Source organism: Nitrosomonas sp. (genome assembly GCA_031316255.1).
Taxonomy (GTDB): domain Bacteria; phylum Pseudomonadota; class Gammaproteobacteria; order Burkholderiales; family Nitrosomonadaceae; genus Nitrosomonas.
This window is the reverse complement of sequence record JALDQW010000001.1, coordinates 1,263,867-1,284,665: the sequence shown is the minus strand read 5'-3', so window position 1 is coordinate 1,284,665 and position 20,799 is coordinate 1,263,867. Positions and strand designations below refer to the sequence as shown.

The following is a 20,799-nucleotide window of genomic DNA, read 5'->3' as shown; positions in this document are numbered from 1 at the left end:
ACTACAAGGTCAAGGCACTGCCAAAATTACTCGGGAATCAGCCTGATTTCATGCAGATTCTTAAGCAGTTAATAATTGATGTTTTATTGATCTAAGTCAATGAATATTATTCAGATTGTGTGCAGGATAGCGGTTCCATTATTGTTTTAAGTGGAGGTTAAACATGGCAATGCTAGAAAAGGAAGATTCGGAAGCGTTTAAAAAATTGGGACTCAATCTTGCCATTATAAGTGCCGTAGCGGTGGCGTTGATTTTTTTATCAATGTATCTTGCGTAAGTGATAGTGCGGACGTTTCCTGAATTCAATGCGTTCATTAAATTCCAGGGAAAGGTAATCACGCACGACAACTTGTCAATCGTACCAAGATAAAATCGAAAAGCGGTGTCTTTTTGAGCTTTTGGTGATAGCGTAGTTACTGATGATACACTGCTTATCTGCTCATATTTGACAGATAAGCAGTGTATCATCAGGCAATTTCAGATGGATAGCGTACTAATTTGCATGAAGCATTGCTTGTAAAACCAGCTTTTGCACCAGCGGGCAGTTTTTTCATTGTTTAAACCCGGTTTTGATATTATTGGCTTTGTTGGAATGTGAGTTGAATACTTTATAGAACTGTGGCTCGTTAGCCTTGACCAGCAATTTGTACAGGTCCTGGCTGTTGAGGCCGCGCTCAAGCTGTAATAATAAAGCGGCAAGGCCGGTGACGTGGGCGGTGGCCATTGAATTGCCGGAGATGAAGTCGTAGGCGCCGTTGGGGAGTGTAGTGAGGATTTGTTCTCCAGGTGCGGGGACAATCTGTGCTTGTGTTTTATACGATGTTTGCAACATGTGATTGTGGCTTTGCACGCCGATCACGCCCGGCTGTTGCGCCGGAAAACCGGATTTGTCATCTTGCCGGTCGGTTTGAGAGGCGATGACAATAATGCCTTGCCGAACAGCGGCATCGATCAGTCTGGCCAAAAGGGGATCGTAAGGCCCGGTCAGACTTAAATTAATGACGTCTACCTTCATGTTGATGGCGGTGTTCAACGCCAGGGCCAGGGTAAAGCTGTTGCAAACCGCATCCAGGTTTCCTTCAGAAATTCCCCAGCAGGCTTTCATGGCAACAATGCGGCTATCGGGCGCCAGACCGACTATGCCCTGTCCATTGTTTGCCTTGGCGGCAATAATGCCGGCAATTGCTGTGCCATGCCCGTCACTGGGAAAAGCGGTGGCCTGATCTGCAACAAAATCCTTAATGACATTAATCTGACCGTCCAGATCGGGGTGTTTTGCATCCACGCCCGTGTCTATAATTGCAATGGTTATATTTTTGCCCGTTACTTGACTGTGGATCTTTTCCAGATTGAACGGATGAATACTCGATTGCAACCGGTAATAGGGGTCGCTGTATTCCCTGGCCAGCACTTTAAACGTCGCCATCGATTGAACATTATCGATACGGTTATCATTCGATAATGTCGCAATGATTTCAGCAACTGACTGGTTTTCATTGATCAGATAAACAACGCAGTGCTCGCCTATTTCGCTGATCGACCATTGTGCAAGAATGGTTAACTTGTAATCCGCCTCTATACTGCTGGCAACCCGCTGGCTCCATGTCGAACTGCTGTATTCGCCTCTTTTGCGGTACGCCTGATTGATCTGGCCGACAGGAATCCGGTCGATGTGCTTATCGGAATAGGTAACCAGAACAATGCGTTCAGCACGATTCGTATCAAAAAGCAACGGATCGATAACCAAATCCTGCCCGGCGCTGACCGGCAACACAGAAATACCCAGAACCGCAAACAGCATGGCAATAAACACCAACAATTTCTTTAGAAATAATATCAACATAGCAGGCTCACTCGGATGAAAGTGGGGCAAGCGCCAGTTCGGCAAAAAACACATGTGCGTTGTTACGTAACGCGTTTATGGCATCAGTTGCTTCCATAGAATATTTTTGTTCGCCATCGATAAGAATTTCATAAATACCGTTTTGGTATGGCCCGTTGACAATATGGCCGTGTACACTGCCGACAATCGCGTCAATTTGCGCCACATCAGTCTCGTCAGTAAAAATGACGCGTATCAAATTGGATTTCCTGCTTTCATCAAGCGATTCGGACAGCTTGGCCAAAGTCCGGTACTCATTATCCGGCAGATTCATTTCAAGCGTCGTATTGAATATCAACACCGTTGTCACCAGCACTATTGCGAAAGTCAGCGCGAGATGTCTTCTGAAATCCGGAAATTGAAAGAAAAATCTTTGAAAATTCTCGAATCTTTTACCAAAGGATGCAGATCGGGAAGCCGGCTGTGTGTCAATACGCATTTTGAGCCGATTAAACGACGCGTTGGACATTTGCTGCAAAAGCTCTGCCTGCTGGATATTCTCATAGACCTGCCGCTGCTGCTTTAATTCAATCCGGCATGTAAGACATGTCTTGATATGACCTTCCACCCGTGCCTGTTCCTCAGCACTCAGCGTCCGGTTGATAAACCAGGGCAAAAGACCCCACACCTCACGATGTTCGCGATTACTGCCGGTTTTGCTATTCACTGACATCTCTATTCGCTCCTGCCATTAATCTTGCTGAAGTGATTTTGCCAGAATTTTTCGTGCATGAAACATTCTGGTTTTCACGGTGTTTTCCGGGCATTGCATAATCTCAGCGATCTCATTGTAATGCAGGCCTTGAAAATAAGTCATTTCAACAACCGCCCGTTGCTCAGTCGACAACTGTTTGAATGCAACTTCCAGCCAGTTACTGGTCTCCAGCTGAGAAATCCAATCCGTACCTTTATCAGGAAAATAATCCAGCTCATCATTAAACTCAACAGAACGGTCCTCATCAGCAATCGATTTCTCAATACTCTTCAATGCCTTGAAATACGCAATGCCCAGTATCCAGGTTGATGGACGGCATATCTGATTATACGTTGAAGCCTTATCCCAAACGACATACATCACATCATTAATCACTTCTTCAATGCCGTTCTGCGTTCGCGTAATGCGAAAAACAAATTGAAACAACCGGTTAAAATAAAGCTGATAAAGCTGCTCAAATGCCTTCTCGTTCCCTGCCGCTGTTTCAGCAATCAACTGCTGCTCTCTCGCCTGCATTTTCGGTGAGGCATAAATACTCTCTTTATCATTTCTGGGTGATATGGCCATGATCCATTAATTCAATGAGACATCGTTACTTAGTTCCACTTACCCGTTAATCCACAACCATCATTAAATGGTTCAATGGATTGCAAAAAAATTAGAACCCAAACGTGATCGAACTCAGCATGGCAAACGGCTGTGCTGAAAAAAAGAAGTGCAAAGAGAAGTGTGTGATAAATAAAATTTCTTATTATAAAACAGAAAATTAAATGGCTTAAATTAACTTTGGTACATTAATGTAACCAACATAAGTCAATAAGAATTATTCCTTGATTTGAACCCTTTTGCGGATTATGCGGATATACCGCATGTTAAAAGTTCACATGTGTATACGCATTTGTAATGAAATTTGTAAACGTAAAGTGGAAAAAAATCTCTCTATCGATTGCTTTAACACATTATCAAACTATCAATTATTGGATTCAGTGATGCGCTCATTAAATTACTGTCTACAAATTGAAGTAACTCACAACTTTTCGGTTACAAATTGGTTGGGCCGTTTTAGTACTTTTACCGGCCTGCTGCTTAAATTAGGGAAATGATATGAAAAAATTATTAATCGTGATTATTTTGATGGTTCTTCCCGCTCTGGTCTGGGCAAAGGGGGGCAACCGGATTACTTTTAAACTGAACGACGGGCCGGGTATTTGGTATAAAAATACCAACGGACCAGTGGCCGGGCTGGGCTCTCTTGGCGTAGGCACACCGGGTGTCGAAGTTGTTTTCACGGGAGATTCCAATACCGTGCATACTTATACCAGCCTGCTTTATCCCACTGGCGCGAGAAACATGCCTTTTGATACCGATCCGCAAAAAGGCAGTGAAAGTGTCACGTTAAGAACGCCTGGCCTGTACGTCTTTTTCTGTCAGGTGCATCCCTACATGCTCGGTGCAGTGATCGTGGACGATCCGAATACCGAAGGACTCGACCTGGGTGAAACGATTACACTGATTAATGGCATTACTGTGCCGACCAGCAGTGATCTGGCAACACGCCTGCTGCGCGGTTTTATGGTGTTGACCGAGCCGGGTAACTGGCAAAACTTCTCTTCATCAGACCCTTGGCATATCAATTACCCCAGTGTTCCTGTACGCATTACAGGTGGTGCGGTGGTTGATCTCGCCAGCGTACTGAAAGCACGCTATGGCAACGATACTGCCCTGCCATCGTTGTTAACGCCCCCACCGGGTGTGGGTGAAGTCTGGGTAAACACACAATTTGAGAAAACGGCCAACAAACGCAAGCCGGGCGCAGCGGCTGTTGTTGATGCAACAACCTGGCAAGTAAAACGCAAAGTATTCTTGCCTGATGTAGAACTCAACAACCCACACAATATGTGGACTGACCGCGATCAGAATCTTATTTATGTCACGGAATGGTTTGACAGCAAGCTGACGATTTTTGACCGGGAATCCGGCCAGTTCATCGACCGGATTCAGGTTGGAGAAGCGCCAGCACATGTAATGACACGCGTGGATACCGATCAATTGCATGTTTCTATCAACGGTTCAGACCGGAATGAATCGGTTGTCGAGTTGTCACCGCTTGCCGGCGGCATCGAACGGCGCATTGATGTCGGTCGGCCTGGCCCGCATGCACATTGGATGGGTCATGACGGCGGCACTATGGTAACCCCTAATGTATTTACCGGAGATTCAACTATCTATGACTTTGTGCGCGACGATATACAGGATATTGTTCCTACCGGCAGCGTAGAAGCACATCCGATTGCTACCGGCATGATGCCCGATTCCAGTAAATACTATGTCGCTAATTTTCTCGATAGCACGTTTACAGTAATCGAAACAGCGACCGGAACGGTACTCAAAACCATTAATCTACTGCAAAACTATGACCCGGTTAACGGTAACATTACCGGCCCGGTTGGCGGCTTGCCGATTCAAACACCGGTCAGTCCGGATGGTATAGCCATGGTAACGGCTAATATCCTGACCGATACCATCACCATTGTGGATACCAAAACGGATACGCTGGTGGCTTCGCTGTCTTGCGATGCAGGGTGTCATGGGGTGCAATTTGGCGCCAAAGCTGGAGGCGGTTATTACGCCTATGTCAGCAGTCAATCAGCCAATGTGCTGCAAGTTGTCGATATCGATCCCAACGGTGACGGCAATCCGGCTGACGCTAAAGTTGTTGGTAGAATTTTGTTGACTTCGACTGCAAATACCGCCTCAGACGACACGATTACGGCACTTGATGGAATGGGCGGTCAGGGATTGTTGCCTATCCCTGTGGTTTATAACGGCTGGGTGCAAAACCTGCCGCAAAGCTGGAAAAACCAATTAACGCCGCAGCAACTCGATCCATTGAATACATCAAAATAGTTTATCTGTTAGCTTTAACTATTCATTCTTAGATTATTCAATAAGGATATGAATGCCGATAAGCCTCTCACAGAGGCTTATCGCAGAAACTACAGAATCAGACTTACACGAAAATCGCTCATCTGCTGATTTTACACTTTCAATACGCGAATATGGTCGGTGCCCCCGACTCGACGCTGTGTTCCTGCAGTTACGACAACAACATCTCCCATTTTGATGTAACCAAGTGCCTTGGCCCGGCTTAATGCGAATTCAAGCTTGGCATTATCGTCATTGCCTTCTTCACTGAGCAAGGGTACCACACCCCAGTTCATGGACAAGCGCCGCGCCACCAACTGGGAATAGGTTACAGCTACTATTGGGCAGTCGGGGCGATTTTTGGAGATCAACCGGGACGTGAGGCCGGTTTCGGTAAGACTGAATATGGCGACGGCCTTAAGCTTTTCTGCCATATCAACCGCCGACTGACTGACTACCTCGGGAATAATGTTCAATTGATCAATGCGGGTTTTCTGCAAGTAACCGTATTCACTCAGCGATGCCTCTGCGCGCTGGGCAAGAATAGACATGGTGCGCACTGCTTCTACCGGGAATTTACCTATCGCGGTTTCCCCTGAAAGCATGACTGCCGATGTACCATCAAGAATAGCGTTGGCGACATCGCTGGCCTCGGCGCGGGTGGGCTTGGGATTACGCTCCATGGAAGCAAGCATCTCTGTCGCAGTAATTACGGGTTTGCCATTCATTACCGTGGTACGGATAATTTTTTTCTGAAATACGGGAACTTCAGCCAATGGCAGTTCGACACCGAGGTCACCGCGCGCCACCATCACCCCATCAGCCGCTTTAACAATTTCCTCGAGGTGCTTGATCCCAGCTTTATTTTCTATTTTGGCAATGATTGGCGTGCGTCGTTCGGTTTTCAGAAAAATATCCCGGATACGATGGATATCCTCCGCACTTTGTACAAAAGATGCAGCCAAATAGTCCACGTCGTTTTCTGCAGCAAAGTTGATTTCCCTGACGATATCATCTCTGAATTCCGGGCTCACCGCATTGACTGCCAGTTCTATGTCAGGCAAGTTGACGCTCTTGTTTTCCTTTAAAATACCGCCATGGACAATCTGGCAGACGATTTCGTTATATGTAACCGAAGTCACTTCCAGTTCGATGGCGCCGTCATCGATCAAAATCGAAGTTCCCGATTTTACTTCACTGGGCAAGTTTCTATAGGTTATGGAAACACCATCCGCGTTGCCGATGCGTCCGTCCGTATACAGGGTAAATTTCATACCCCGCATCAGTTCAACCGAGCGATCACTGAGTTTGCCGGTTCGAATTTCGATTCCTCGGGTGTCAACCATGATGGCCAGTGGCACACCCATCGTGTTGGCGGTTTCACGGATCCAATCCAGGCGGACCTGGTGCTCCTCAATGGTGCCATGGGACAGATTCAGACGTGCAACATTCATCCCCGCAGAGATCATCGCTTTCAGAACATCGGGTGAATCACAGGCCGGGCCAATGGTGGCAACAATCTTGGTTTTTCGAAGGTTTTTCAGATTATTCATGAATCATTATTGAGGATACCGCACTCATCTGGAGGCATACTAACGCTCGGTAAATTATCGATTATAGACTAATTATGATAACAATTTATTTGATTATCGACTTTCGCGACAGGTTCCTGTTTTTTAGTAACCGAAATCGTGCTGAAGCGGTTCAATACCCGTCAGATGAACAATCTTAAAAAATACGTTATTCTAGGGGTAGTTCTCAATGAATGAATTATTTCTGTTGTCCCTGAGATGGTGCCATACCACGTTATTCGTCGCTCATGAATAATCCGTGTATAGCATCTTGCAGCTGCATACTTTTTAGAAGGTAAATCATACATTAGGAGGAATCAAAATGATCTGGAATTTCTTACAACCTTTATTAGGGCCAGTAATCAACAAGCTTATTGATCGAATTCCTGACCCCAATAAACGTGCTGAAGCCAAGGAAGAATTTGAACGTGAATTAATGAATGCGGTAATGTCAGCTGGAGAGGCTCAAACCAGGGTTAATCTGGTTGAAGCAAGTCATAAAAGCGTATTCGTTGCCGGATGGCGGCCATTTATCGGCTGGATTTGCGGAATCGGGTTATTGTGGGCTTTCGTACTGCAACCCATGCTGGCCTGGGCATTTTCCGCATTTTATCCTGAATTTCCGCATCCTCCGCAAATCCATACGGATGGCCTTTATCAGTTGGTACTGGCTATGTTGGGAATGGGTGGATTGCGGACATTTGAAAAATTGAAAGGTGTTTCCAGAGAACGAAGCCCTTTGAAAGAGGACTAAGTCTGGCGCGTGCAACACATTCGCCTAACCATTACATACCGGCATAAAATCAGCCGGTATGTTATTCTTTTTTATCAGTCCTTTAACATCGACTTAAACATCAATATTCGTCGCCCTGAGTGCATTATTTTCAATAAAAGCTCTTCGCGGTTCGACTACATCCCCCATTAATGTTGTAAAAATTTCGTCTGTTAATATACTATCCACGATCTGCGCACGTAACAGTCTTCTGATTGATGGATCCATAGTCGTTTCCCATAATTGTGCTGGGTTCATTTCACCGAGTCCTTTATAGCGCTGGATATTCAACCCTTTTTTTGCTTCTTCAAGCAGCCATTCGAGCGCCTGTTTAAAATTGCCGATCGATTGTTTTTTTTCACCGCGTTGAATATATGCGCCGTCCTTTATCAGCCCGTGAAATACCTGATATGTTTTTTTGATTTGTGTGTAATCGCCACTGTGCAAGAAATCCTGATCCAAATAACTGACATGCAGATTTCCATGTGACAAACGTTCTATTCTAAGGCGGTAGCGTTCATTGACTTCATCGTATTCAGCTTTTATATTTGCATCATGAACATGTGATTGCAGCCGTTCTGCGCTGTTAGCCGCATTTTCCTCATTACTCAAATCAATCTCCGGTTGATGCAATAAGGCATTCATAACGGCGTTATCGGTCAAACGGCTCATGCGTTCTATCACGGCCTCGGCCAATAGGTATTCAGTGGCAATTTTCTTCAGCGTTTCACCTGTCAGCGCCGGCTTATTTGTTTCAGCATACAATTGCGCATCTGACAAAGCTAATCCTAGAATATATTGCTTAAGTTCATAGTCGTCCTTGACATAACGTTCTTTTTTTCCATGTTTAATCTTATAAAGCGGAGGTTGCGCAATATAGATATGTCCGCGTTCTATCAGTTCCGGCATCTGGCGATAAAAAAATGTTAACAGTAGCGTTCGTATATGCGAACCGTCAACATCCGCGTCAGTCATTATGATGATTCGGTGATAACGCAGTTTGTCTGGATTATATTCGTCCTTACCAATTCCTGTTCCAAGTGCTGTGATTAACGCTATGATTTCCTGAGAAGAAATCAGTTTATCAAAACGCGACTTTTCCACATTAAGTATCTTTCCCTTCAGGGGCATGATCGCTTGAAATTTGCGGTCACGGCCTTGCTTCGCTGAACCGCCCGCCGAATCACCCTCGACTAGATAAAGCTCACAGAGTTCCGGATTCTTTTCCTGGCAATCCGCCAATTTTCCTGGCAACCCCATACTGTCAAGCACGCCTTTACGACGAGTTAATTCCCGCGCTTTGCGCGCTGCTTCGCGCGCTCTTGCTGCTTCCAGAATTTTATTGCAGATCGTTTTTGCATCGACAGGATTTTCCAGCAGAAACTCTGAAAGCTTTTGTGAAACGATTTCTTCAACAACTGGCCTTACCTCTGAAGAAACAAGTTTTTCCTTGGTTTGTGAAGAAAATTTTGGTTCAAACAGCTTGACAGAAAGTACGCAAGACAGTCCTTCACGCATATCATCACCCGCCGTTTCAACTTTGGCTTTTTTTGCCAATTCATTTTTTTCGATATAGCTGTTCAGCGTACGCGTCATTGCTGCACGTAGACCCGTCAGATGTGCGCCACCATCTTTTTGTGGAATATTGTTGGTAAAGCACAAGACCTGCTCGCTGTAACTGTCACTCCATTGCATTGCAACTTCAATGGTAATTTCATCTTTCTGACCGGATGCATAAAAAATATTGGAATGTAAAACTGTCTTAGTGCGGTTGATATATTCCACAAAATTTCTGATCCCCCCCGAAAAGGCGAACTTTTCTTCTTTTCCCTGACGCTGATCGATAAGGTGAATTTTTATCCCGTTGTTGAGAAACGAAAGCTCGCGCAATCGTTTGGCAAAAATATCATAGTGATATTCGACATTTCCAAAAATTTCCTTGCTGGCCAGGAAATGAACTTCGGTGCCATGTCGTTCGGCATCTCCAACAATTGTAAGTGGCTTAACAGGTACACCCATACGAAATTCCATTTCGTGAATCTTTCCATCACGGCGTATCGTGAGATGTAACCATTCAGATAATGCATTGACAACAGATACGCCAACACCATGAAGACCCCCTGACACTTTATATGAATTGTCGTCAAATTTGCCACCGGCGTGTAATTCGGTCATAACAATTTCAGCTGCTGACCGCTTTTGTTCATCATCCTGTTTGATCCCGGTAGGAATGCCTCTGCCGTTATCATGTACGCTGACTGAATTATCTGGATGCAGTATTACTGTAATTTCGTCGCAATAACCGGCCAGAGCTTCATCAATAGCATTATCGACAACCTCAAAAACCATATGATGCAAGCCAGTTCCGTCACTGGTATCACCAATATACATACCGGGCCGTTTACGTACCGCATCAAGACCTTTCAGTATTTTGATACTGTCTGAACCATAGTTGCTTTTATCTTCTATAGGTAGATTGTTTTTCTCGTCATTCATGAATAAGGCATTTTCCAAAAAATTATAACAAAATAGCTGGGGAATTAAATTCTCATTGGCATGATGACATACTTGAAGTCATCTCTGTCCGGAACAGTAATTAATACGCTGGATGAAGCATTTGCAAATGCAAAACGAAATGTATCGACTGTGACATTATTTAATAAATCTACAAGATAGGTAATGTTCAAACTGTAATCGATCGGTTCATTATCATACTGTATCGCTATTTCATCCGATGCTTCCTCCTGTTCGTTATTTTTACAAAAAATACTGAGTTTTTCTTTATCGATAGTTAAACGAACGCCTCTTAAGAGTACATTTGGATTGGATAGAATCGATACACGTTGCAATATTTGCAGGAAAGAAGCACGATCTAGATCGAAGTATTTGTCATTTTGTGTGGGAATAACACGATTGTAGTTCGGGTATTTGCCATCAATAACTTTTGAAATAAGAATAATATCGGAAAATGTAAACCTGACTTGTTTTGGAAAGATTTCTATCTTGACCGGTTCTTCATCGTCCTTCAGCAGTTTTATCAATTCAAACACAGTTTTGCGAGGTAAAATAACTTCTTGATTTATATCAGATGATTGAATTTCTGTCAAAGCAAGTGCTAATCGGTGAGTATCAGTACCTACCGTTTTTAATTCTCCATTTTCTATTGACAGTAGTACGCCATTCAAAAAATAGCGGATGTCTTGTTCCGCGATCGCAAACTGAGCATTGTTCAATAAGTTTTTAAATATGTTTTGTTGTAAGGTGATTACAGAAGCAATTTCGTTTTCTTCGGAAAGAACAGGGTAGTCATCCGAAGGCAAACTTTGCAAATTAAACAAACTTTTTCCCGATTTGACTTGAAGCTTTTCATCTTTTTTGACTAACAAAACCTCGGCGTTGGAATCGATAGCACGAACAATATCCAAGAATTTTTTAGCTGATACCGTTAGCGAAAAATCTTGACCTTCATTATTTTCAATTTTGGAAGTTGCTGTTATCTGCATTTCCATATCAGAGGTTAAGAAAGAAATTGTTTCATTATTTTTCTGAATGAGCACATTTGAGAGTATGGGCTTGGTTTGTTTTTTCTCAACAATTCCTGTAACCATTTGCAATGGTCTAAGCAAGTTTTCCCGGTTTGTTTTAAATAAAATCATTTATAGAAATATTTAGTAAAACTGATAATGATTTGAAAATTACTGTATAAATATGTTTTATTTTTAAGAATCAGATATTTATTTTTAAAATAAATAGGGTATAAAAACAGTAATTCATGTGTGTTTTTTGTGGATAAAATCAGAGAAAAGTGTGTATTTGAAGTTATTCACAGGTTTTTAAAATGTTATCAACATAAAAATGAGTAACAGTTGCGGGTAATTTTCAACCACGCAGAATATGTATCAATGCATTATAGTCACGATTGATTGCAGGATCGGATGTACGGAGTTCATTGATCTTTCGATGACCATGCAGTACTGTCGTATGATCCCGGCCGCCAAACGCTTCGCCAATATCAGGCAAACTCAGTGTCGTGAGCTCCTTGGCAATAGCCATAGCCATTTGTCTGGGCCTTGCGATAACGCGAGATCTTTTTTTGGAGTACATTTCAGAAACTTTTATTTTGTAGTAATCGGCTACGGTTTTTTGGATATTCTCTATCGATATTTGCCGGTTCTGTACTGCGAGCAAGTCTTTTAATGCTTCTTTGGCAATTTCAAGCGTTATATCCTGACCGACAAAACGGGAGAACGCAGTGATGCGTTTCAACGCGCCTTCCAGTTCACGAACATTCGAGCGGATATGCTTTGCAATGAAAAAAGCAATATTTTCGTCGAGCTTTATTTTTTCTTGCTCGGCTTTTTTGATAAGTATGGCAACGCGCATTTCAAGTTCCGGTGGTTCAATGGCAACAGTCAGACCCCATCCAAAACGTGAAACGAGACGTTCTTCAAGGCCGGATATTTCCTTGGGATAGGAATCACTGGTAATTATGACCTGTTTATGCGCTTCAATAAGCGCATTAAATGCGTAAAAAAATTCTTCCTGAGTTCGGTTTTTGCCAACAAAGAATTGTACGTCGTCAATCATCAAAAGATCGAGTGAATGGTAATACAGTTTGAATTGGTCAAATGACTTGTGTTGATATGCATTGACGACGTCGGATACATATTTTTCGGCATGCACATAGCGGATTTTCGCTTGCTTGTTGTTTTCATAGACCAAGTTTCCAATTGCCTGGATGAGATGTGTTTTACCGAGTCCAACACCGCCGTAGATAAAAAGTGGGTTATAAGCGATTCCAGGTGATTCGGCAACCTGAATGGCGCCTGCCCGGGCCAGTTGATTGGCTTTTCCGGTGACGAAATTGTCGAATGTAAAATTAGGGTTGAGCTGACTGGCCGTTCTTTTTTTTTGTTTAGACTGATTTTCAGCTATAGGCGCCGGTGCAGTTTTTTCTATTTTGGTTGATTTATTGGCTACTTTAGATGGGTCAGCTATTTTCAGGTTAAATTGAATTTCTTTCGAAAAATGATCTTTCGCCATATTTTCGATATGCGAAATAAAATTATCTTGAACCCATTGCAGAACAAACCGGTTAGGCGCAATGATAATGACTTCCGTTCCATTATCATGATTATTGCCTTCTAATTCGAGAGGTTTGATCCAGGTGTTGAATTGTTGTGCATTTAATTCATTTCTAAAATGTTCAAGACATGATAACCAGAAAGTATTAAATGCCTGCATGATTTAACTATTACCTGTATTAATCGGAACCAGATCGAATCTAGTACGCAAATCGGTTTAAAGTCTAATGACAATTTAAGTCATTGATCAACACTCGTTGATAAATTCGATATTATCTATGAGTCTTGTTTTTCCAATTCGAGCAGCTGCCAGTACAACGCGTTTTCGGTTATTGATTTGAGCAGGTAACAACGTTTCTTGATCGACAATGGAAATATAGTCTACTTTCCATTCTTTTTCAGTAAGTGTTTTAATTGCCTTCTTTTCTAATCGTGAAAAATCGCTTTGACCGTTTTTTACTTCATTAACGATGTTTTTTAATGTTTGATATAAATTACATGCTTCCAGACGTTGAGTGTTGTCTAGATACTGGTTGCGGGAACTCAAAGCAAGCCCATCCGTTGCCCGAATAATTTCTCCATCCAGAATTTTAATCGGAAAGTTAAACTGTTGCATCATTAATCGCATAATATGCAATTGCTGATAATCCTTCTTTCCAAAAACAGCGATATCCGGTTGAATAATATTAATTAATTTTAATACGACCGTAGCAACGCCAGTAAAAAAACCGGGTCTAAATTCACCTTCATACATGTCAGCTATAGGGGGTAATAGTACCAAGATTTCCTGAGGAACAGGAAAAAGAATTTTATTATTGGGAGCAAAGACCAAATCCACATCCAGGCTGTTTAGCAAATCACAATCTGCTTTTAGTGATCGTGGGTAGTGATTAAAATCTTCACTGGGTAAAAACTGCAGAGGGTTGACGAAAATACTGACAACCACAAAGTCGGCATGCTTTTTGGCGATTCGTATGAGCGAGAGGTGGCCTTCATGCAAATTCCCCATTGTTGGCACGAAGGCAATATTTTTTACATTTTGTAGCGCTTGACGCAGTGCTGCTATGTTTTCGACTATTTTCAATTTGCTTGAATTTAGCGGTTAATGGAATTCATGTTCTGAATCAGGGAACTGACTTGTCTTCACCGCCTTGACATAATTGCGCACGGCATCCTCAATGGTGTGGGATTCTTCCATAAAGTTCTTGATGAATTTAGATTTTTTACCTTGATACAAACCCAGCATGTCATGCAAGACCAGTACCTGAGCAGAACAATCAGCGCCAGCGCCGATGCCAATTGTTGGAATAGACAGGATTTCCGAAATTTGTTTTGCAAGCTTTGCCGGAATCGCTTCCATCAATAATAAATTAGCGCCGGATTCTTCCAGGATTTTTGCATCTTCCAGCAACATTTTTGCCGCGATTTCCGTATTTCCCTGTATTTTATAGCCACCCAGTTGATGAATAGACTGCGGCATTAAACCGATATGAGCGCAAACTGGAATGCCTCGCTGTGTTAAGTATTGAATCGTTTCGGCCATAATACGGCCGCCTTCTATCTTGACCATCTGGGCGCCTGCAGCCATGATTTGGGATGCGTTTTCGAAGGTGCGTTCCGGGGACAGCTGCGAGGTTCCAAAAGGCATATCGACCATAATAAATGCTTTGTCAGCGCCACGTGCCACACAATGTGTATGGTAAATCATGTTTTCCAGGGTAACCGACAATGTGGTCTCTTTGCCTTGAATCACATTGCCCAGGGAATCACCGACCAGTAAAACATCAACCCCACAGTCTTCCAAGAGTTTGGCAAATAGCGCATCATAGCAAGTCAGAACAGTAAATTTCTCACCATTTTCATACATTTTCAGTAAAGTATTGATTGTGGTTCTCATATGGATTATTTATTCAATCGATCTTCAATAGCACATCTGAAATGAAGAGATTTGTTTTCAGGAAATATTGAGCTGTTCAATTTTTTGATTGGAACATGCAGTAATCAATTGACTGATTTTACCATGTTCCGGAATCTCGCAATGCGGCGCGATTTCCATTAACGGCAGCAATACAAACGCGCGTTGGGTCATGCGCGGATGGGGTATCGTCAGCCTATCGTCGCTGAATTGCAGATTACCGTAGAGCAAAATGTCCAGATCAAGTGTGCGTGGTGCATTGCGAAACGTGCGTACGCGTCCATGTTGCAGTTCTATTTTTAATAATTTATCCAATAATTCTACAGGTGTTAACGTCGTATCGATTTCGGCAACAGCATTGATATAATCAGGCTGGTTGAGCAATCCAACGGCTTTACTTTTATAAAGAGAAGAACATTTCAAAAAATTTGTATCGGGTAATTTTTTTATTTTCTCGATTGCCGATTGTATCTGCTTGAACGGATCTTCAAGATTACTGCCAAGCGCAATATATGCGAGACTGTTCTTTTTATCTGGATAGGACATTTCTAAGATGCGGCTTTTTCATTGGCTAATGTGGCTGGTGCGCTATCGGCTGTATCCGGTTTTATAGCAGATTTTCGGCGACTTCGGTTTTTACGTTTTCTGGACGAAGTGGATTTATGGATCATTTTTTCACGCTTTTCATGGTCGGCAGCAACAAAATTTTTCCACCATAACCCCAATTCCGCATTTATTTCACCGCTTTCACACCGTAACAGCATGAAATCGTATGCCGCACGAAAGCGTGGATGGGAAACCAGGCGAAAAGGTTTGCGGCCTGCTAAAGATTCAAATCGTGGCTGCATTGCCCAAATTTCGATAATAGCAGCACTGAAGCGACGTGGAATAGCGAGATTTTTTTGTTGTTTTGACAATACCTCATCGATTGCACTATGCAATGCAATTACAGGTTTTTCCCCGGATGTCTTGTGAATATCCCAGGTTGCAAGAGCCTCATGCCAGAGCAGCGAAGCAAATAAAAAAGCCGGTGAAACATGTTTATCCTGTTGAATTCTTTCATCCGTATTTTTGAGTACAAGCGTTATGAAACGCTCTCCCATGGGTTGTTCGAGAATAACATCGAGCATTGGTAACAGACCATGGTGTAAACCGCGTGCACGCAGATCGACTACACAAGAGAGTGCATGGCCTGACAATAGCAGTTTTAACATCTCGTCGAACAAGCGTGCGGGCGGTACATTTAACAATAGTGGAGCTAGATCACCAATGGGTTTGGCTGTGCTGGTGTCAATCTGCATGTCCAGCTTTGCCGCCAGACGAACGGCTCTGAGCATGCGTACCGGATCTTCCCGGTAACGACGTGTAGGATCGCCAATAATACGCAGTGTTTTAGCTTCGATATCGGCATATCCGTCGAGATAGTCATGAATTTCTTCGCTGCACGGATCGTAGAAAAGTGCATTAATGGTAAAATCACGGCGCGCTGCATCTTCTTCCTGGCTGCCGAAAACGTTGTCTTGCAACAATCTGCCATGCTGATCGGTGTGGTTTTTAATACCCGGAATAGTATTGTCGGCAGATATAGGGCCACGAAACGTTGACACTTCTACAGTTTCGTTTCCGCACATGACATGTAGCAAGCGAAAACGCCGTCCGATAATACGGGAGCGCCTGAGCAGAGAGCGGGCCTGCTCGGGTGTTGCATTAGTCGCGACATCAAAATCTTTTGGTTCGAGTCCAAGCAGCAGATCCCTGACAGCGCCGCCAACAATAAATGCGGAAAAACCGGCTTTTTGCAGCCCCTGCGTAACTTTTAGCGCACATTGGCTGATTTGTCCACGGTTAATACCATGGACATTAGGCGGTATTATGCGTAGCTGAGTTTTTGTATTGACAGCAGAAGTCTTACGTTTAAATACTTTGTGAAGAAATTTTCGGATCATTGCGAAATACAGTACGTATCAGCATTGAATTATACACCCAGAGCTTATATTTCATCATGTTATATCGCTTCAATTTTAACTGGAGATATACCTTGTTCAAGTAGGAAAACTCAATTTACTTAATTCAGTAGTTTGCAGCAATGGTGTATTTTCAAAAAAACGAAATCGGTATTGTCTGGCTTGATTGCTCGTTTTTCCTCTGGTAGAGATGGCTATTCGATGTTTTTCATTGGGATAAAATAGCCAATTGCGCCAAAATTGGGTATGGTCAAATCGCTTGGCAGAAAAATGCAGGCGTATATTGTCATTTTTATATTGCAGTCTGTTTGATCCAATTTCAAAACTGAAGTCTGTCAAGGGTATGGATAATCCTAGACCACGGGCTTTGATATAGGATTCTTTTAAAGTCCAGTAATCAAAAAAACGGCTGCGTTGTTCATTTTCCGATGTATTGAGTAAATCCGAAAATTCTTGTTGCGAAAAATAGTTTTCTGCAATTGATAAAAAACTACAGTTTCTGTTAACCATTTCTACGTCACAGCCAATATCGTCGTTTAACATCACGGCACAGATGATTAAATCATCAGTATGGCTGATATTAAACCGAAGTGGTAACAATGGATTTACAATTTCCGGCTTGCCGTGGGAACCTGCTGTGAATTGCCAGCGGGAAGGGTGGATATCTTCATAATGCGAGAGCAAATCGCGTATAAAAGCACGAGTAATTAGAGCATTATGGCGTTTTTCAGCAAAAATATAACTGCTTTGCTTTTTTAATTCTTCATCAGTCAGTATGCCTTTATATTGTGCAAGTAAACCGGTTTGCCAAATGCAACGTGGCTTAGTCATCCATAGGTGGATGTCATTATTGTTCAGTTTTAATATTGAAACATTTTTGTTCGGAATGATCATTGTTATTTACAAATTCTGTTTTTTGATGCGTGTTCTTGGTAACGACGCGATGTGATTTATCATTTCCGGCAAAATAATGAACCTAAGGATTTAGCAATACTCCAGCGTACAAATTATTTATTTGCCGGAAGGTATGACTGAAATTTCGTTCAATGGGAAATAACCTTTGTAACCCAGCAAATAAATGACAGCTTTATTATTCAAAATAAACATTGCATTGCTGCGGGTTTGCAATTCTTTTTTGTAACCCTTGGCTTTCACAGGAGTTCCGATTGGATAATGATTATTCCAGTTATCTATTTGATTTTTGGGCATATCCACAATGTTTTCACTCTGCTGGGCTGTCTGCTTTATTGAGTATTTTTTGGTGGACGAATACTGTAGCTTTATAGAAGCAATTAACTTGCTCAAAACCTGGCCATTGCCAATTTCTTCAAATTCATCAATACCCAGTTCAAGCAGATAAAGCATACTTTGTTCCCACATGACGGAGTGTGTAATCTGGCTGGCCAGATAAGTTTTTATAGACTCATTTTTATACGGTTGGGCATCGATATTGGAAATAACCGGAATGTTCAATTCTGCGAATTCAAATTGTTCCAGAAAGCTTTCAAATTGTGCTTTGATGGGCTCCATATAGCGCGAGTGAAATGCGCCACTGGTATTGAGCGGGATAAAAACTGAGCCGGCATTTTCGATGAAAATTTTGGCGCGATTGATATCTGCAGGTAAACCCGAAATAACGATCTGAGCAGGTCCGTTATAGTTGGCAATATCAATTGAGGATAAGCCATTTTCGTCCAGACATTGCCGGATTTGCGCTTTGGACATTTTGAGGATTGCGGCCATGGCACCTTCGCCAGCCTGTGCCATTAACTCACCTCTGCATTTAACGAGCGTTAAGCCCGCTTCAAAACTGAAAGCGCCTGCAACTTGCAGTGCATTATATTCTCCAAGGCTGTGACCTGCGACATAATCCGGTTTTTTTTTGGTTTGCTTTAATTTTTTCAAATAAGTCAGCGTGTTGACCACATAAATAGCCGGCTGTGTATACTGGGTGTTGTTTAATTGTAGATTTTCATTTTCCAGACATAATTTTTTGATTGAGTAACCAAGAATATCATCCGCCATTTTGGTTATTTCAGGAAACTCATCAAACAAACCTTCTCCCATTCCTTTTGTTTGGGAACCTTGGCCGGGAAACATGTAGCAAATCATTTTATTCTCCTTCATTGGCAACTATTTTTTTAGTTTCAGTACAAATCAGTTCATACAATCAATGCCGATTCAATTCCATAACACAGTGTATTTTTGATTTGTCGATGCGATCAAACTGCCCTTCAAATTTTAATTGCCGTTGCGAGAATACGAGCTGGATGTTTATTTTTTTGATATTAGTTTCGAGCATGCCTTGCTCGATATAAAAAACAAAATGATTATGATCGATGACTTCAAAATGCCCGCAACAAGAACGTGTAGTATGGATAGCGTCATTGAGTTCCTCATTGGTTGCCAGCACTAAATTGTCATAGTAGGGGCGATTTCTATCCCGCAATACAGCGACCAATGAAAAAATGCCTTCTGCTGTCAGGATCAATAATCCGTCGGGATGATCCCCTAAAATTCGATTCCCGTCTTCTTCAAAGACTGTTATCGGCCATGATCCGACACACCAGTGATCTGCATATTTTGCTTGATTGTTGACTTGCTTCCAAATGAGCTTGGAATAGCCATTTGATTTACTTTGCCTGGCGTTTTGGGTCGTTAACGGCGCAGTTGTTAATGTGATAGTATTGTCTTCGATCTGAAAGTAGCGGGTAAGACTATCGTTATCAAAATTAGGATCGGTGCTTGCAGATACGGCGTGTTCAATAACACCGATATCTTCCTGATATGCACCGGTATACGATAGATATGTCAGTATTTTTTCAGCAGGTGTTATTTTTTTCGTTCCTTCATTAAGGACATTAATTGCTAGGTTATTCCGCGAGCCTTGCCATAAATGTGCAGCCATTTTGCCGTCGTGCTGATAAATCAGATATCCTTTCGGATTTGTGCCAAATGGGTATATATGGACTTCTTCAGTGCCTGCTTCAAAGGAAACGAGTTGGTATGTTGCAGCAGTAAATAAATTGTTTTTTTTATCGTTTTCTTTTTTACAAAATGATTTGACAGTTTTAAAAAAAGATTGTGGAGGATTCATGAAGTATAGATGCGAGCCTTCAATTTCTACTAAAGAAAACGATTCTTTGGTATATTTTTTCCATAGCGACAGGCTTACCGCGTCTTTGATCAAAATATCATTGTTTGCCTGAATAGCCAGGATCGGGCAGGACAATTGAAACTGATCATGCTGGAAATTGTAAGATTTGATAAGTTCCAGATCGCACCAGATTGCTTCATCGGGTAATGGTTTTATTCCGGATTTCAATGGGAGAATGATTTGACTTTTCTCCAGTATTTCCCGACATTCGCGCATTTCCATGGAGCGATCGATTTCATAAACAGGGGGCAGTATTTTATAACGCTCAAATATTTCGGGTGGTGAAACCGATGAAGGGATAAAAACTATGGGTGATAACTGACAGCTTTGTTCAAGTTTAACTACGGTTTCATAAGCGACAATGCTTCCCATGGAGTGACCATAGACAATAAATGGTTTATCGCAGTGCAGCTTGATATTTTCCACCATGTAATCGGTTAATTCTTGCCAGTCAGAAAAATCAGATGCGCCCATTAACCAGATTTCTATATTATTCTGATCACTGAAAGCATTTTTCCATGACCACGTCAGGGCTTCGTTACCGAAGCCAAACGGTAAGAAGATGAATAATCGTAACTCCGGGTTTTCGATGTGATTAATACATTCTATTTTTCGTGTAGCATAAGCTGAGTTGGCATGATTTTCAGCTGGAAAAACGGGCCTTATAATATTACTGGCGAGAACTTGATTGTCCTGTTTTTCTCCGTTTACAACGGTCTCAATCAAGTTCAGATATTGCGCTCTCGCTTCAGCTTCGGAAAGCTCGCCGAAGTGCACTTTTTCCAGTAAATTCTGAATTTGTTCGTACATGGTA

General features: G+C 42.3%; 16 protein-coding genes. 2 read left to right on the top strand and 14 right to left on the bottom strand.

Translation table 11 applies throughout. From position 1 onward, the window contains the following. Nucleotides 1-550: 550 nt before the first annotated feature. The 3 genes from MRK00_05775 to MRK00_05765 are packed head-to-tail and all read right to left on the bottom strand — an operon-like array spanning nucleotide 551 to nucleotide 3,164. Nucleotides 551-1,843, bottom strand: coding sequence for a S8 family serine peptidase (locus MRK00_05775; protein MDR4516884.1), 1,293 nt, complete (start codon nucleotides 1,841-1,843; stop codon nucleotides 551-553). A gap of 7 nt (nucleotides 1,844-1,850) precedes the next feature. Further along, a complete protein-coding gene (locus MRK00_05770; protein ID MDR4516883.1) occupies nucleotides 1,851-2,555 on the bottom strand; it encodes a zf-HC2 domain-containing protein in 705 nt (234 codons plus the stop codon). A gap of 18 nt (nucleotides 2,556-2,573) precedes the next feature. Beyond that, nucleotides 2,574-3,164 carry a sigma-70 family RNA polymerase sigma factor gene (locus MRK00_05765; protein ID MDR4516882.1) on the bottom strand — a complete coding sequence of 197 codons (591 nt, stop codon included), beginning with the start codon at nucleotides 3,162-3,164 and terminating at the stop codon, nucleotides 2,574-2,576. A gap of 537 nt (nucleotides 3,165-3,701) precedes the next feature. Between MRK00_05765 and MRK00_05760 the strand changes: the two genes are divergently transcribed. Beyond that, nucleotides 3,702-5,504 (top strand): copper oxidase, encoded by a 1,803-nt coding sequence (locus MRK00_05760; protein ID MDR4516881.1) that lies wholly within the window; start codon nucleotides 3,702-3,704, stop codon nucleotides 5,502-5,504. Nucleotides 5,505-5,635: 131 nt separating this feature from the next. On the opposite strand, the gene pyk is transcribed toward MRK00_05760, so the two are convergent. Beyond that, nucleotides 5,636-7,075 (bottom strand): pyruvate kinase, encoded by a 1,440-nt coding sequence (pyk, locus tag MRK00_05755; GenBank protein MDR4516880.1) that lies wholly within the window; start codon nucleotides 7,073-7,075, stop codon nucleotides 5,636-5,638. A 340-nt stretch (nucleotides 7,076-7,415) separates the two neighbouring features. Between pyk and MRK00_05750 the strand changes: the two genes are divergently transcribed. Next, complete coding sequence (locus MRK00_05750; protein ID MDR4516879.1) at nucleotides 7,416-7,847, top strand: holin family protein; 432 nt, start codon at nucleotides 7,416-7,418, stop codon at nucleotides 7,845-7,847. A 93-nt stretch (nucleotides 7,848-7,940) separates the two neighbouring features. Here MRK00_05750 and gyrB read toward each other — a convergent pair whose 3' ends face one another. The 10 genes from gyrB to MRK00_05700 all read right to left on the bottom strand — a co-directional run bounded on the left by gyrB (nucleotide 7,941) and on the right by MRK00_05700 (nucleotide 20,795). Then, on the bottom strand, nucleotides 7,941-10,361 hold the full coding sequence (gyrB, locus tag MRK00_05745) for a DNA topoisomerase (ATP-hydrolyzing) subunit B (GenBank protein MDR4516878.1): 2,421 nt from the start codon (nucleotides 10,359-10,361) through the stop codon (nucleotides 7,941-7,943). 44 nt (nucleotides 10,362-10,405) lie between these two features. Continuing rightward, entirely contained in the window at nucleotides 10,406-11,521 is a 1,116-nt protein-coding gene (dnaN, locus tag MRK00_05740) for a DNA polymerase III subunit beta (GenBank protein MDR4516877.1), read from the bottom strand. Between the two features lie 223 nt (nucleotides 11,522-11,744). Further along, a complete protein-coding gene (gene dnaA, locus MRK00_05735) occupies nucleotides 11,745-13,109 on the bottom strand; it encodes a chromosomal replication initiator protein DnaA (GenBank protein ID MDR4516876.1) in 1,365 nt (454 codons plus the stop codon). Nucleotides 13,110-13,196: 87 nt separating this feature from the next. After that, nucleotides 13,197-14,033 carry a pantoate--beta-alanine ligase gene (gene panC / locus MRK00_05730; GenBank protein MDR4516875.1) on the bottom strand — a complete coding sequence of 279 codons (837 nt, stop codon included), beginning with the start codon at nucleotides 14,031-14,033 and terminating at the stop codon, nucleotides 13,197-13,199. A gap of 18 nt (nucleotides 14,034-14,051) precedes the next feature. Next, nucleotides 14,052-14,846, bottom strand: a complete 795-nt coding sequence (gene panB, locus MRK00_05725) for a 3-methyl-2-oxobutanoate hydroxymethyltransferase (GenBank protein ID MDR4516874.1) — start codon at nucleotides 14,844-14,846, stop codon at nucleotides 14,052-14,054. Nucleotides 14,847-14,903: 57 nt separating this feature from the next. Then, on the bottom strand, nucleotides 14,904-15,410 hold the full coding sequence (gene folK / locus MRK00_05720; protein ID MDR4516873.1) for a 2-amino-4-hydroxy-6-hydroxymethyldihydropteridine diphosphokinase: 507 nt from the start codon (nucleotides 15,408-15,410) through the stop codon (nucleotides 14,904-14,906). A gap of 2 nt (nucleotides 15,411-15,412) precedes the next feature. Continuing rightward, a complete protein-coding gene (pcnB, locus tag MRK00_05715) occupies nucleotides 15,413-16,810 on the bottom strand; it encodes a polynucleotide adenylyltransferase PcnB (GenBank protein MDR4516872.1) in 1,398 nt (465 codons plus the stop codon). A gap of 96 nt (nucleotides 16,811-16,906) precedes the next feature. Next, nucleotides 16,907-17,659, bottom strand: a complete 753-nt coding sequence (locus tag MRK00_05710; GenBank protein ID MDR4516871.1) for a 4'-phosphopantetheinyl transferase superfamily protein — start codon at nucleotides 17,657-17,659, stop codon at nucleotides 16,907-16,909. A 180-nt stretch (nucleotides 17,660-17,839) separates the two neighbouring features. Next, nucleotides 17,840-18,940, bottom strand: a complete 1,101-nt coding sequence (fabD, locus tag MRK00_05705) for an ACP S-malonyltransferase (GenBank protein ID MDR4516870.1) — start codon at nucleotides 18,938-18,940, stop codon at nucleotides 17,840-17,842. Nucleotides 18,941-18,998: 58 nt separating this feature from the next. After that, nucleotides 18,999-20,795, bottom strand: coding sequence for a lipocalin-like domain-containing protein (locus MRK00_05700; protein ID MDR4516869.1), 1,797 nt, complete (start codon nucleotides 20,793-20,795; stop codon nucleotides 18,999-19,001). Nucleotides 20,796-20,799 lie beyond the last annotated feature (4 nt).